The 13,140-nt window shown below is 66.4% G+C and carries 15 protein-coding genes; 10 read left to right on the top strand and 5 right to left on the bottom strand.

The window, feature by feature from the left end; genetic code table 11:
• Positions 1-257: 257 nt before the first annotated feature.
• The 3 genes from H3309_RS12060 (at position 258) to H3309_RS12070 (ending at position 2,578) form a co-directional block, all read left to right on the top strand.
• A complete protein-coding gene (locus tag H3309_RS12060) occupies positions 258-1,772 on the top strand; it encodes a DEAD/DEAH box helicase (protein WP_182294942.1) in 1,515 nt (504 codons plus the stop codon).
• Positions 1,773-1,938: 166 nt separating this feature from the next.
• A complete protein-coding gene (locus tag H3309_RS12065) occupies positions 1,939-2,175 on the top strand; it encodes a DUF4160 domain-containing protein (protein ID WP_182294943.1) in 237 nt (78 codons plus the stop codon).
• On the top strand, positions 2,162-2,578 hold the full coding sequence (locus H3309_RS12070; RefSeq protein ID WP_182294944.1) for a DUF2442 domain-containing protein: 417 nt from the start codon (positions 2,162-2,164) through the stop codon (positions 2,576-2,578). The genes H3309_RS12065 and H3309_RS12070 overlap by 14 nt, the downstream gene beginning before the upstream one ends.
• A gap of 55 nt (positions 2,579-2,633) precedes the next feature.
• On the opposite strand, the gene H3309_RS12075 is transcribed toward H3309_RS12070, so the two are convergent.
• Positions 2,634-3,626 (bottom strand): adenosine kinase, encoded by a 993-nt coding sequence (locus tag H3309_RS12075; protein WP_182294945.1) that lies wholly within the window; start codon positions 3,624-3,626, stop codon positions 2,634-2,636.
• Positions 3,627-3,696: 70 nt separating this feature from the next.
• Here H3309_RS12075 and H3309_RS12080 point away from each other — a divergent pair, with 70 nt between their 5' ends.
• The gene (locus H3309_RS12080; protein ID WP_182294946.1) at positions 3,697-4,035 is read left to right on the top strand and encodes a hypothetical protein; all 339 of its coding nucleotides are present in this window, start codon (positions 3,697-3,699) and stop codon (positions 4,033-4,035) included.
• Here the strand turns inward: H3309_RS12080 and queG are convergent.
• The gene (gene queG, locus H3309_RS12085) at positions 4,032-5,063 is read right to left on the bottom strand and encodes a tRNA epoxyqueuosine(34) reductase QueG (RefSeq protein ID WP_182294947.1); all 1,032 of its coding nucleotides are present in this window, start codon (positions 5,061-5,063) and stop codon (positions 4,032-4,034) included. The two genes, H3309_RS12080 and queG, sit on opposite strands and share 4 nt — an antisense overlap.
• Positions 5,044-5,709, bottom strand: coding sequence for a glutathione S-transferase family protein (locus H3309_RS12090; RefSeq protein ID WP_182294948.1), 666 nt, complete (start codon positions 5,707-5,709; stop codon positions 5,044-5,046). The genes queG and H3309_RS12090 overlap by 20 nt, the downstream gene beginning before the upstream one ends.
• 211 nt (positions 5,710-5,920) lie before the next feature.
• On the opposite strand from H3309_RS12090, the gene H3309_RS12095 reads away from it, so the two are divergent.
• Both H3309_RS12095 and H3309_RS12100 read left to right on the top strand, forming a co-directional pair.
• Complete coding sequence (locus H3309_RS12095; RefSeq protein WP_182294949.1) at positions 5,921-7,129, top strand: acyl-CoA dehydrogenase family protein; 1,209 nt, start codon at positions 5,921-5,923, stop codon at positions 7,127-7,129.
• Positions 7,130-7,239: 110 nt separating this feature from the next.
• Entirely contained in the window at positions 7,240-8,376 is a 1,137-nt protein-coding gene (locus H3309_RS12100; RefSeq protein WP_182294950.1) for an acyl-CoA dehydrogenase family protein, read from the top strand.
• Positions 8,377-8,540: 164 nt separating this feature from the next.
• On the opposite strand, the gene H3309_RS12105 is transcribed toward H3309_RS12100, so the two are convergent.
• A complete protein-coding gene (locus tag H3309_RS12105) occupies positions 8,541-9,980 on the bottom strand; it encodes a TolC family protein (protein WP_182294951.1) in 1,440 nt (479 codons plus the stop codon).
• 388 nt (positions 9,981-10,368) lie between these two features.
• Between H3309_RS12105 and H3309_RS12110 the strand changes: the two genes are divergently transcribed.
• The 3 genes from H3309_RS12110 (at position 10,369) to H3309_RS12120 (ending at position 12,088) form a co-directional block, all read left to right on the top strand.
• Positions 10,369-10,974, top strand: coding sequence for an outer membrane beta-barrel protein (locus H3309_RS12110; protein ID WP_182294952.1), 606 nt, complete (start codon positions 10,369-10,371; stop codon positions 10,972-10,974).
• A 69-nt stretch (positions 10,975-11,043) separates the two neighbouring features.
• Positions 11,044-11,757 carry a helix-turn-helix domain-containing protein gene (locus H3309_RS12115; protein ID WP_182294953.1) on the top strand — a complete coding sequence of 238 codons (714 nt, stop codon included), beginning with the start codon at positions 11,044-11,046 and terminating at the stop codon, positions 11,755-11,757.
• Positions 11,758-11,833: 76 nt separating this feature from the next.
• Positions 11,834-12,088 (top strand): hypothetical protein, encoded by a 255-nt coding sequence (locus H3309_RS12120; RefSeq protein WP_182294954.1) that lies wholly within the window; start codon positions 11,834-11,836, stop codon positions 12,086-12,088.
• A 42-nt stretch (positions 12,089-12,130) separates the two neighbouring features.
• On the opposite strand, the gene H3309_RS12125 is transcribed toward H3309_RS12120, so the two are convergent.
• The gene (locus H3309_RS12125; protein WP_182294955.1) at positions 12,131-12,295 is read right to left on the bottom strand and encodes a hypothetical protein; all 165 of its coding nucleotides are present in this window, start codon (positions 12,293-12,295) and stop codon (positions 12,131-12,133) included.
• Positions 12,296-12,298: 3 nt separating this feature from the next.
• On the opposite strand from H3309_RS12125, the gene H3309_RS12130 reads away from it, so the two are divergent.
• On the top strand, positions 12,299-13,111 hold the full coding sequence (locus tag H3309_RS12130) for an LpxL/LpxP family acyltransferase (RefSeq protein WP_182294956.1): 813 nt from the start codon (positions 12,299-12,301) through the stop codon (positions 13,109-13,111).
• The last annotated feature ends 29 nt before the right edge of the window (positions 13,112-13,140 follow it).

Here is a 13,140-nt window from a genome sequence, read left to right on the forward strand (position 1 = left end):
GCCGGTTCCGACAGGCGCAAACCGGCGCGTCTTGCCATTTGTGATGCGACATGCCATATGCCGCACCGCAGCGAAGGCGTCTTGCCCCGAACGCCATCTGGCGAAGACGGGTGTGCGAAGGGCGCGTGATGCGGGGTGCGTGACCCAGGCCCTACCGGCCACCGGCCCCGATTTTTGTCCGCCGCACCCGGCCTGCCCCTTCACGCGTGGCGGCTTTTCCCCCGGCAGACCGTCGGGGACCGCATTGAAAGACCATCATGACCAGCTTCAACAGCCTCGGCCTCGCCGAACCCCTCGTGCGTGCGCTCGCCGCCGAAGGCTATGAAAACCCCACCCCCATCCAGCTCCAGGCCATCCCGCCGGCGCTCGAGGGCAACGACCTGTGCGGCATCGCGCAGACCGGCACCGGCAAGACCGCGGCCTTCGCGCTGCCCATCCTGCACCGCCTCGGCGCCAACCCGGCGCACCGCCGCAAATATTCCACCCGCGTGCTCGTCCTCGCCCCCACCCGCGAGCTGGCGAGCCAGATCGCCGAATCCTTCGCGACCTATGGCCGCAACATGAAGCTGTCGATCGTCACCATCTTCGGCGGCGTCCCCATCCCGCGGCAGGAACGCGCCATGCAGCCCGGCGTCGACATTGTCGTCGCCACCCCCGGCCGCCTCTTGGACCTCGTCGACCGCAACTCGATGCTGCTCGACAGCGTCGAGGTGCTGGTGCTCGACGAAGCCGACCAGATGCTCGACCTGGGCTTCATCCACGCGCTCCGCCGCGTCGCGCAGCTCGTCCCGCGCAAACGCCAGACCCTGTTCTTCTCCGCCACCATGCCGAAAACCATCGCCGAACTGGCGGGGCGCTTCCTCGTGAATCCGGTGCAGATCGCCGTCACGCCGGTCGCCACCACCGCCGAGCGCGTCGAACAGCAGGTGACCTTCGTCAACCAGAAGGAAAAACAGGCGCTGCTCACGCTGACGCTGAAAAAGCCGGAGTTTGCGAAGACGCTGGTGTTCACCCGCACCAAGCATGGCGCCGACCGCGTCGTCCGCCACCTGGAGGCCGCCGGCATCCGCGCCGCCGCCATCCACGGCAACAAGTCGCAACCGCACCGCGAACGGGCGCTCGCCTCCTTCAAGAAGGGCGACATCGGCGTGCTGGTGGCGACCGACATCGCCGCGCGCGGCATCGACATCGACGCCGTCAGCCACGTCATCAACTTCGAACTGCCCAACGTGCCCGAACAATATGTCCACCGCATCGGCCGCACGGCGCGCGCCGGCATGGCCGGCATCGCGCTCAGCTTCTGCGCCGACGATGAACGCGCCTACCTGCGCGACATCGAAAAGCTCACCCGGCAGAAGGTCACGCCGATGCCGCTGCCCCCCGGTTTCGTCGCCGCCGCGGCGGCACTCGCCAAAATCCCCGTCGCCGCGGCACCCCGCGACGAGGAACGCGAATGGTCCGGCCACAGCCGCGCGCCCCGCAAGCCGCAGGCGACGCACCGCAACGCCCCCCGCCCCTTCGCCGCCGAGGGCGACCGCTTCGGCGCCGACCGCGGACCGCGTCCCCAAGTCGCGCGCGACAGCCAGCGTCCGCAGGGGGCGCGCGACGGCGAGCGCACCGGCGGTGACCGCAGCATGACCACAGCACCGCGTGGCGACCGTCCCCAGGGCCAGGGCCACAGCAACGGCCGTGGCCCCGGCGCCTCGTCCGGCGGCCAGCGCCGCTTCGGCAACAACCGCCCCACCGGCAACCGCACCCGCGCCCAGGGCTGACCCCAACCCCCTCTCCCGCATGCCGGGGTCCCCACGAACTTGTTCGTAGGGTAGCTCGGGAGAGGGGCAAGAGGAACCCATGGCACAGCCATGGGAGGGTGAGGGCATGTCCCCGACCTCGCCATTCATCCTTGAAAACCCAATCCGCTTGGGTTACTCCTCAGCCATGGTCACCGTCCACCGCGCCCATGGCCTACGGTTCATCATCTATACCCAGGATCATGAACCCGCCCATGTCCATGTTCGCGGGCAGGCCGGCGAAGCGCGGATTTCGCTGCGGGAACATGGGCTCGTCAGCAATGCCGGCCTTTCGCGCACCGAACTGCGGCGGGCGATGGCCGAAGTACAGATCGAACGCGAGCGCCTGCTCGCCGAGTGGGAGCGTATCCATGGACCTGTCTGACACCGACATCGCCACGGCGAACATGCGTGGCCAAAGCCTGCTGGCCACCCAACCCCGCGCGCTCACCGCCCGCTATGATGCCGGCAGCGGCCGCATCATCCTCGATCTCACCAATGGCTGCCTGTTTGCTTTCCCCGCCCGGCTGGTCCAGGACCTGCACGGCGCCACCGACGAAGACCTGGCCCAGATCGAAGTTCCCAAGCCCGGTCTCGGCCTTTATTGGCCGCGCCTCGATGCCGACGTCTATGTTCCCGGCCTCGTCGCCGGCATTTTCGGCACCCGCTACTGGATGGCCAGCGAGATGGGCAGGCGCGGCGGCACCGCCCGCTCGCCCGCCAAGACCGCCGCCGCCCGCCAGAACGGCGCCAAAGGTGGCCGCCCGAAAAAAGCCGTCAAAAGCTAGACTCAAGCCCCTCCCGCGCCGGGGGGGTGGCAGCCGCAGGCTGGCGGAGGGGGCCCTACCCCAGCCGCGCCCGCACCAGCGCCTTCAGGTCTGCCTCCGGCCGCGCGCCATAATGGTCGATCACCTCGGCCGCCGCGATCGTGCCCATCACCGCGCTGTCCGAAAGCGACCGCCCCTGCGTGAACCCCGTCAGGAAGCCGGCGGCGAACAAATCCCCCGCGCCCGTCGTGTCGCGCACCCGCTTTGCCGGCGACACCGGCACCGCATGCCGCGCGTCCCCTTCCACCACCACCGCACCGGCGGCGTTCAGCGTCACCACCGCCAGCGGCAACCGCCGCGACAGTTCGGCCATCGCCGCCGCGGTGTCGGTCGTCCGGAACAGCGCCTGCACCTCATTCTCGTTGCCGAACAGCAGGTCGACATGCGCCCCCAGCAGCCCCAGCATGTCATCCCGAAAGCCATTCACGCAAAACACGTCGGACAGGGTGAACGCCACCGTCCGCCCGGCCGCCCGCGCCACGGCCATCGCCTTCTTCAGCGCCCGCGTCGGCGCCGGCGGATCCCACAGATAGCCTTCCAGATAAGTCACCTTCGCCGCGCGCACCATCGCCTCGTCGATGTCGCTCTCGTCCAGCTCCTGGCAGCTTCCCAGATAGGTGCTCATCGTCCGCTGTGCGTCGGGCGACACGATGATCAGGCACTGCCCCGTCGGCCGGCCGCCATGGCTCATCGGCACCCGATATTCCACGCCCGCGGCGCGGATGTCATGCGCGAACACCCGCCCCAGCTGGTCGTCGGACACCCGCCCCACGAACGCCGCGCGCCCGCCCAACGCGGCAATGCCGGCCGTGGTGTTCGCCGCCGACCCGCCCGACACCTCGCGCCCCGGCCCCATCTGCGAATAAAGCGCTTCCGCCTCCTCCGCCGAGATCAGCCGCATCGAGCCCTTGGGAATGGCCAGCCGCTCCAGCAGGTCATCGTCCGCCGCCGCCAGCACATCGACAATGGCATTGCCCACCGCCAGCACATCATAATCGTCGCTCATCATGGCTCCCGAAAGTGTCCGCGCGCCGCGCTACAATGGACAGCGCGAATAGGCCAGCGCATTACGTCACATCATGCGTACCCTTCCCCTCCTGCTGCTCCTCGCCGCCTGCGCCACCACCCCCGCCGCACCGCCCCCGCCCGCGCGCCAGGCGGCCCCGCCACCGCCACCCGGCATGGAGCGGCTGATCGGCAAGCCTCCCGAAACCGCCCTCACCCTCCTCGGCACCCCCCGCCTCGACCGCCGCGAAGGCCCCGCGCGCATCCTGCAATTCGCCGGCAAGGCCTGCGTCCTCGACCTCTTCTATTACCCCCGCCCCAACACGCCGGTCGCCACCTATGCCGCCGCCCGCGACCCCGCCGGCACAAGCATGGCCCCCGCCACGTGCCTCGCCCTCCTTGCCCCCCGCTAGTCCTCCAACCGCCCCACCGCCCAGCCCGCCGCCTCGGCCACCACCGCGTCCGTGTCCCCCATCAAGCGCCGCAACGCCGGCAAAAACCGCAACGCGCCGCTGTTTCCCGCCGCGACCGCGGCATTGCGCACCAGCCGCCCCCGGCCGATCCGTTTCACAGGTGAACCCGCGAACAACTGGCGAAACGCCGCGTCATCCAGCGCCAGCAAATCCCCCAGGTCGGGCGCCAGCAGCTCGCCGCGCGGCACGAATTCGCTCGGCGCTCGCGCGAACCGGTTCCACGGGCACACCGCCAGGCAATCGTCGCAGCCATAGACCCGGTTGCCCATCGCCGCCCGCAACACCGGCGGGATAGGACCCTTATGCTCGATGGTCAGGTATGAAATGCACTTCCGCGCATCCACCACATGCGGCGCCACGATCGCCTCCGTCGGGCAGGCGGCAATACAGGCGCTGCATGTCCCGCAACTGGCCACGCTCCCGTCGTCGCCGAACGGCTCCAGCACCGCCTCGCTGTAGATCGCCGCCAGGAACAGCCAGCTGCCATGCCTGCGGCTCACCACATTGCTGTGCTTCCCCTGCCAGCCGATCCCCGCCGCCGCCGCCAGCGCTTTCTCCATCACCGGCGCGGTATCGACAAAGACCTTCAGCGCGGCCCCGGTCTCCCGCGCCAGCCACCCCGCCACCGCCTTCAGCCGCCGCTTCACCAGGTCATGATAGTCCGCCCCCAGCGCATAGACGCTGACCACGCCGACCTCCGGCGACCCGGCATGCCGCAGCGGATCCACCACCGGCGTATAGGGAAAACCCAGCACCACCACCGAGCGAACATCCGCCCACAGCGCGCGCGGGCTCTCCCGCTCCGGCCGCTCCATCCACAACATGTCGCCATGGCACCCCGCCGCCAGCCACGCCCGCAACCGCGCCCCCGCCGCCGGCGCCGCGTCGGCCCCACACACCCCCACCGCCACGAACCCCTGGCCCTCAGCCTCGCGCCGCAACGCCCCGTTAAAAGTCGAGCTGGTCATAATGCGGCGGCGGCCGAACGCCTTCCATGCGGTCGCTCAGCAGACTGCGGAAACTCGGCCGCGATTTCAGCGCCGAATACCAGGTGCGCGCCGCCTCATGCCCGCCCCACTCGATGCCCATCAGATAATCCGCCACCGAAATCTGCGCCGCCGCCACCACATCCGCCACGCCGAAGGTCGGCCCCGCCAGCCAGCGGTTATGATCGAGCAGATATTCCAGATATTGCAGCTGCACCTCCGCCGCCCGCCCCGCCAGCCGGATCGCGTTGCCGTCGGGCGGCTCGCGCGTCACCACGCGCTTGTACATCCGCTCCCGCAGCAGCGGCGCCGTCACCTCGCCATAGAATCGCTGCGCGAACCAGGCCGCCAGCCGCCGCCCCTCGGCCCGCTCCGCCGCGCCCGCTCCCAGCAGCGGCGCGCGCTCCACCGTCTCGTCGAAATATTCCAGGATCGCCATGCTGTCGCACAGCGTCAACGTGCCATTCTCCAGCACCGGCGTCTGCCCCGCCGGGTTCATCGCCACCAGGGCATCGCGCCCGCCCCACGGCGTCACCGGCACCAGCTCCACCACCACGCCCTTCTCGGCGAGCGCGAAGCGCACGGCGCGGCTGAACGGACAAAGCGGAAACTGGTGCAATCGCCACATGTTGCGTCATCGTGTAGCAATCCCTTCCCGCTTGTGCCAGCTTGGCAGCCATGATTCCGGTTGATAACCGGGCCTTAGTTTGACAGGCACCGTCGATGTCGGCCCGCTCCCCCACCCGGGCACCCTGCGCCAGTATCCTATGGGTGGCCGGGTGAGGGAGCGGGCCCGCGCCGACTCCGGCGAAGCCGGCTTCGACCAACGGGAGAATAAAATGGACCTGGCTTTTTCCGCCGAAGACCTCGCCTTCCAGCAGGAAGCGCGCGCCTGGATCGCCGCTAACTATCCGGCCGAACTCCGCGGCAAGCAGGACGAGGGCGACGACATCGGCAAGGAGGACATGCTGAGCTGGCACAAGGTCCTGGGCGCCAAGGGCTGGCTCGCCGCCGCCTGGCCGCGCGAATATGGCGGCCCCGGCTGGACCGCCACGCAGCGCTATATCTGGTCGGAGGAACTCGCCCGCGCCGACTCGATCACGCTCCTGCCCTTCGGCCTCTCGATGGTCGGTCCCGTCATCTACACCTTCGGCACGCCCGAGCAGAAAGCGCGCTTCCTCCCCGGGATCGCCGACGGCAGCGTCTGGTGGTGCCAGGGCTACAGCGAACCCGGCGCCGGCTCCGACCTCGCCAACCTGCGCACCAAGGCGGAACGCTTCACCGGCGACGACGGCCGCGAATATTACCGTGTCAACGGCCAGAAAACCTGGACGACGCTGGCGCAACATGCCGACTGGGGCTTCTTCCTCGTCCGCACCGACCCCGCGGCCAAGGCGCAGGAAGGCATCAGCTTCCTTCTCATCGACATGAAGACGCCCGGCATCACCGTCCGCCCGATCATCACGCTGGGCGGCGAGCATGAGGTCAACGAAGTCTGGCTGGAGGATGTCATCGTGCCGGTGGAAAACCGCGTGTACGAGGAGAACAAGGGCTGGACCTGCGCCAAGTTCCTGCTCGCCCACGAACGCACCGGCATCGCCGCCGTCGCTCGCTCCAAGCGCGGCATCGAGCGCATCAAGCATATCGCCCGCACCGAGCTGGACGAGGACCAGCCCCTCATTCACAATCCCTTCTTCAAGCGCAAGATCGCCGAGCTGGAGATCGACCTGACCGCGCTCGAATATACCGAACTGCGCACGCTCGCCGGCGAAGCCTCCGGCAGGGGCCCCGGTCCCGAATCCTCGCTCCTCAAGATCAAGGGCACCGAGATCCAGCAGCGCATCACCGAACTCGCGCTGGAAGCCGTCGGCCACTATGGCGCGCCCTACTTCCGGGCATTCGGCGCATCGGACAATGAACACCCCATCGGCCCCGACTACGCCCACCGCGCCGCGCCCACCTACTTCAACGTCCGCAAGACCAGCATCTACGGCGGCAGCAACGAAATCCAGCGCAACATCATCGCCAAAATGGTGCTCGGCCTGTAAATACCCCTCCTGCCCCGCGAAGCGGAGAGCGGGAGGGCGACTCGCGCCAGCGAGCGGGGGTGGGTGCCGCCAAACCGGCCAATAATGAGCATTCAGGGGACGGAACGACCATGGACTTCAACTTCACCGAAACCCAGACCATGCTGCGCGACAGCCTCTCGCGCTGGCTCGCGGACACCTACACCTTCGATGCCCGGCAGAAGATGCTCAGCCGCCCCGAAGGCCGCGACCCCGGCATCTGGCGTGCGCTCGCCACCGAACTCGGCATCCTGGGCGCGCCGTTCAGTGAAGACCGCGGCGGCTTCGGCGGCGGCGCGCTCGATTCGATGGTCGTGATGGAAGAACTCGGCAAGGCCATCGCCGTCGAGCCCTATGTCCAGACCGTCGTCATCGGCGGCACCGCATTGGAGCGCGCCGGCGGCGCCCATGCCGACGCGCTGATCCCCGCCATCATCGCGGGCGAATGCATCATCGCCTTCGCCTACGCCGAACCGCAGGGCCGCTACGAACTGGCGAACCTCACCACCACCGCCAAGGCCGACGGCAGCGGCTGGACGCTGAACGGCCACAAATCCGTGGTCATCGCCGCGCCCTATGCCACCCACTATCTCGTCACCGCCCGCACCGGCGGCTCGCGCCGCGAAGCCAGTGGCGTCAGCCTTTTCCTGGTGGACGCGCAGGACAAGGGAATCATCCGCCGCGACTACCCCACCGTCGACGGCTTCATGGCGTCCGAACTCTTCTTCGAAAACGCCAACGTCGGCCCGCAGGCCCTGCTCGGCTACGAAGGACAAGCCCTTCCCCTCATCGAGGAACTCGTCGACCGCGCCACCGCCGCGGTCTGCGCCGAGGCCAGCGGCGTCATGCGTGTCATGCACGCCATGACCCTCGATTACGCCAGGCAGCGCAAGCAGTTCGGTACCCCCATCGCCAAGTTCCAGGTGCTGCAACACCGCATGGTCGACATGTTCCTCGAGGTCGAACAGGCCGTGTCCATGACGCTGATGGCCACGCTGAAGCTCGATGAACCCGCCGCCGACCGCATGGCCGCGGTCAGCGCCGCCAAATCGAAGATCGCCAAGGGCGCCCGTTTCACTGGTCAATCAGCGGTTCAAATCCACGGCGGCATCGGCATCACCACCGAACTCGCGGTCGGCCATTATTTCAAGCGCGCCACCATGATCGAAAGCCAGTTCGGCGACGCCGACCACCACCTCCGCCGCTTCGAACGCCTGACGCTCGCCTGAGCTGCCAAGACGGGTGCATCAACCCATAGGGAGCGCTGCTCCTGCGGGAATATCCTGTGGGCTGCCCGGGTTGGTGCGTGGCAGAGGCCCGGGCAAACGGGTTTGCCGTACCAAGGGCCAATCATCACACCTTTGGTCGGCGGGTCCACGGTCTCATGCCGTATTCAGCGCGGTTCTGCGGTTGTTGGGCTGACATCGCCGTTTTGGGGCGCCACATTGATGGTGGAGGTTCCAGGCGCGTCATAGCTGCGCTTGCCGTCGGCCCAATCGCTCCAGCTGCCGCGCGGGCTGGGCAAGGGTTGCGCGTCACGGTCCGCGGGAACAGCCCCCTCGAGCATGGATGCATCGATCACCCCCATCGTGGAAAGCAGGGCGAAAGCCGCCACATTCGAATTTCGCTCGCTGCTGGCATGCGCCACTTGGCTGTTCAAAAACTCCCGTTCCAGATCGAGCACTTCCAGCAGGGTTCGCAAACCCATGGCATATTCCTTCTGGGCACCTTTCACCGCGCGGATATTGGCGGCGATTGCCGCTTCCGCATCGGCCTGGAAGGCCAGCGCCAGGCGCCAGTTCGCATAGGCCGTTCTGGTCCTTGCGATGACGATGCGCTGTGCCTCCGTCACCTGCTCCAGGGCAGCCGAACGTTCGGCCCGTGCGCGCCTGACGCGCGAAGCGGGCAATCCGCCCTGATAAAGCGGCACGTCGAGCGTCACGCCGGCCCGAACGGCAAAGCCGTCCATGATCGGCCGGAACGGCAAGGCCCTGCCGATCGAATCCAGATAGTTGAAATAATTCACCGATGCCGTGCCGGTGATGCGGAACGAGCGTTCAGCCTGCGCCGCCTTGATCCGGTGCTCGGTCGCTTCCACCCGAAAACGTTGACCCTTCAGAATGTTGCTTCGTTCCAGGGCGATGGACACTGCCTCCCCGACGCTGTCGGGCAGATTCTGCAACTGCGGCGCCGCGGCGATCTGGGTGGGTGCCCGGCCGACGATGCGAACATATTCCTCGCGGCTGGTGATCAACTGCGCGCGATAGGCTTTCAGGCCGGCTTTCGCCAGTTCCAGGCGGCCTTCGGCCTGGGCGACATCAGTCACCGTCAGGTCACCGATGCGGAACCGGCCCCGCGCCGCGCGCAAGGTGGCCTCCAGCACATTCACATTCTGCTGGCCATATCGAACGATCGACTGGTCCCGTATCACATCATTGTACACGACGGCCACGGCGCCGAACAATTGTACCACGGCTTCCTTGTAGTCCTCGGACGATGCCCGAAACCGGGCCTGCGCATCCCTGACCGCATTGCGCACCGCGCCACCACGATAGAAGGGGACACTGACCGCCAGGTCGGACCGCAATGTCCGGTCGGGAAGGAATTGGCTGGGAATTGCCTGCTCGATGTCCTCGGTATGGGTGGTCAGCACGCTCACCCGCGGACGGCCGACTGCCTTTGCCTCCAGCACATCCTCACCATCGACGCGCAGGTTTGCACGCTCGATGCCGAGCACCGGGCTATGGGCATAGGCATAGGCCAATGCATCCTGAAACTGCTCCGCGGCCGCCGGCGACGGGAGGGCCACAAGCAGGAAGGACAGTCTCGTCACCCATTTCGCCCTAGCAGCAGGCCTGGTCGCTGCGGCCAAAGACGAGCAGCGGCCTTTGTCATGCACGTTCATGGAGAATTGCACCTAAGTTTCGATGCAGGCGTAGCAAAACGATCCGCTGCCCCACCTGTAAATTGCGTTCAATTCGGATGGTATCCGGTCGTCATTCGGCACCGAAAACGGCGCTTTCCTCGCCTGAACCCCCACCGCGCCAAGAGGCGACGGCCGGCACCTGCGCACAAGACTCAAGACAATCAAAGAGTTGCGCAACCGTCCCTGCGAAAGACAGCAATCAGTTCAAAATGAGTTTCAATCACCGGAATCGCCCAATGACAGCCAGAAACGATTGGTTCAAACCAGTGCCAAGGCAGTAATGGGAGCATCAATAGTGCAAAAACAGCTGAAGTCAGCAGCATTTATTGCACTTTTCGTGCCATTTGCAATGTCACATACTGCGGCATCGGCGGACGATGGCCTGGGATTGACGGGATTCTATGCTGGACCCGAGATTGGGTTGCACGAGCATCATGTCTACATCGCCGAGACGGACATCCCGACAGGACAGACACGCGGGCAATATTATCGCGGCTGGGGCGTGGGCGGTGGCGCGTTCATCGGCTATGACTTCGCGGTCGCACGGCGGACCCGATTGGGGGTGGAGGCCGGCGTCAGCCTGGGCGGTGAGGGACCGACTGCCCGCTTTGCCGATGGCGCCTTCTACACATCGAAACCGCGCTGGGGATATCGTCTGACGGGCAAGGCGGGCTATTTCGTGACCACGCGCCTGCTTGCCTACGCGACATTTGGTTATGGCGGGCACAGGTACCGCGTGCAGAGCCTCGGCATCGACGATGTGAAAAGCTCGGGCAGCAGTTTCACGGTCGGTGGCGGCCTGGAATACCGGATCTCAGACGCGGTCGGCGTGCGGCTCGATTTCCGTCATCTCGACAATCAGATGAGCCATCTGCTGATCGGCATTCCAATTCGATTCTAGACGGGCACCGTACAACATGAGTCATCGGCTGTTTCATCCATTTGTTATTGCACCATCCTCGCAAGGGACTTGGGGTCATTCTTCCAGGCGATGTTTCAGCCGCACAATTTCATCAGGATCGCGCCTGACCATGCGGACGTCATCATGAAAACGCCACTCGCTGCCGATGATGTCGCCCGGCTTGCCCGGTCGGCGGAACGCTTCGTCCGGCTCGCACAGGAAATCAGTCGACGCAGTCAGCAGCCGGCCCTGCCGGAGCCCGAGCCGCCGACAGCAGATCTGCTCGACCCGCGGCAGCCCCTGGATGACAAAGTGGCGGCGGCCGCGCAGCAGTTGATCGCCGACTATCGGGCTCGACCGGATTTCGGTGTCCCCGACTGCTTCTGCGACCGCGGCTGGCTGCTGCTCCTCGAACTGTTGGTCGCCCAAAGTCGCGCCATCGATATCTCGGTGAAGACGGCCTGCCTCACCATCGGCGGCGCGCAGACGACGGCGCTGCGCAGCATCCTGCAACTCGAAAAGCGTGGCATCCTGCGAAGCACCACCGATGAAAAGGATGGCAGGCGCCGATTGCTCAGCCTCTCGCCTTCAGCCGAGGCAACGCTGCGCCGCTATGTCGGCAGCCGGGTCGACGGGCAGTTTCAGCAGATGCGCATGTCGCTCCGCATGACCACCCGAGCGGTCGACGAGGAGGGGAAGGGAACCGCGCAGACCGACAGGCCACACAGAAACGGTTCAATTGCGGCTCAATCCGATTCTGAAGTCGAAACGGTTTTACAATGATGCAATCACGGGCGATTGAAGTGATACCGCTTCTTTGTTCAAAGAACGGGGCGATCCTCAAATCGGAGTTGATGTCATGCGTGAACTTTCTTTGGTCGAACTCGAACTCATCGTCGGCGGCTATGGCGGGGGCGGTGGTGACGGCACCTACAGCTATGGCCAGACCACGCTGTATGAGGACGCGGTCGGCGACTATGGTGGGGTCGTCGCGCAAAGCGATGCGCAGGCGCTCGAAGGCCAGGCAACGTCGATGGCCATCGACTGGCGCGTCGAAGGCACCGTCAGCAACGGCGGCTGGAGCGTCAAGGCTTCCGTCGGCGGCAAGTCGTAAGCTGTTGAAGGGGCGGCGCCGGATAGCCGGCGCCGCCCCTCTTCACGCACGCCATGCCAGCAGCGCGGCGTGAAGGTTCCATTGCCTCTTGGCGGGCTGCTGGATCGCTTGGCGCGCTTGCGCCAGCACGCCCTTCACATCAGCCTTCGCCGCCTGGCCATTCATCCCTTCGCGGTTCGCCGAGCCAGCCTCAGCCTGCTGTTCCATACCGTGGGTCGCCATATTGTCGGCCGGCCCGATGACCGTCTTGTCGCGGCCTGTGCCCAGACGCTGGGTCTTTCATCGAAGGACAGTTGCAAATTCCTCTACCGTTCGCTGCTGCACGATGGCCTGTTCCAGATGGAATGGCTGGCATTGGGCAGCCGCAGCAAGCCCGGCCTGCTGGCCGATGCCCGGCATATCGCGGTCGACGATCCTGACAAGCTGACCTGGCTTGCCGCGCAGCAGGGCGCGCTGATCGCCACCATGCATTTCGGCCCCTATTCGCTGGCCCTAGTTTGGCTGCTGCACCGCTATTTCCAGGGGCGGCAGGTGCTGATCGTCAAATCGCAGACGGAGGATCCGGACGAGGCGCGCGCCATCGCCAGGCTGCGTGAGCTGGGTGCCCATGTCGAGTTTCTCTCCCCCGACGAGCCGCAGGCGTTTCACCAGATGGTGAAGCGGTTGCGGCAGGGCGCGCTCGGCATCATTCTCATCGACCTGCCACCATCCTATGGGCGCAGCGACCCGGTGCAGCTTTTTGGCCACCAGCTGCACATCGCGACAGGCGGCGCCGACCTCGCGGCCCTGTCGGGCGTGCCGATCATGCTCTTCCGCGTGCGCGCGCGACTGACCGGCGACATCCTGGAAACCGGCGACCTGTTTCATGTCGGCCGGCGCGACGATGCCTCCCGCACACGTGCCGTGGCCAGAATGACGCGCTTCATCGCCGCCTCGGTGCGGGACTATCCCGATCACTGGCACATGTGGAGCCGCTTCGGCGAGTATCTGCCGGTTCCGCGCGGTTCGAAGGTTCCGGCATGAAGAACAGCGGCAACAGCTCCGGCTATAAC

This window comes from Sandaracinobacteroides saxicola (assembly GCF_014117445.1).
GTDB lineage: Bacteria > Pseudomonadota > Alphaproteobacteria > Sphingomonadales > Sphingomonadaceae > Sandaracinobacteroides_A > Sandaracinobacteroides_A saxicola.

Bases quoted from the DNA above. Each gene is read 5' to 3' on its own strand.
- H3309_RS12060 (WP_182294942.1), top strand. From the start codon at position 258: ATGACCAGCTTCAACAGCCTCGGCCTCGCCGAACCCCTCGTGCGTGCG.
- H3309_RS12065 (WP_182294943.1), top strand. From the start codon at position 1,939: ATGGTCACCGTCCACCGCGCCCATGGCCTACGGTTCATCATCTATACC.
- H3309_RS12070 (WP_182294944.1), top strand. From the start codon at position 2,162: ATGGACCTGTCTGACACCGACATCGCCACGGCGAACATGCGTGGCCAA.
- H3309_RS12075 (WP_182294945.1), bottom strand. From the start codon at position 3,626: ATGATGAGCGACGATTATGATGTGCTGGCGGTGGGCAATGCCATTGTC.
- H3309_RS12080 (WP_182294946.1), top strand. From the start codon at position 3,697: ATGCGTACCCTTCCCCTCCTGCTGCTCCTCGCCGCCTGCGCCACCACC.
- queG (WP_182294947.1), bottom strand. From the start codon at position 5,063: ATGACCAGCTCGACTTTTAACGGGGCGTTGCGGCGCGAGGCTGAGGGC.
- H3309_RS12090 (WP_182294948.1), bottom strand. From the start codon at position 5,709: ATGTGGCGATTGCACCAGTTTCCGCTTTGTCCGTTCAGCCGCGCCGTG.
- H3309_RS12095 (WP_182294949.1), top strand. From the start codon at position 5,921: ATGGACCTGGCTTTTTCCGCCGAAGACCTCGCCTTCCAGCAGGAAGCG.
- H3309_RS12100 (WP_182294950.1), top strand. From the start codon at position 7,240: ATGGACTTCAACTTCACCGAAACCCAGACCATGCTGCGCGACAGCCTC.
- H3309_RS12120 (WP_182294954.1), top strand. From the start codon at position 11,834: ATGCGTGAACTTTCTTTGGTCGAACTCGAACTCATCGTCGGCGGCTAT.
- H3309_RS12125 (WP_182294955.1), bottom strand. From the start codon at position 12,295: ATGGAACAGCAGGCTGAGGCTGGCTCGGCGAACCGCGAAGGGATGAAT.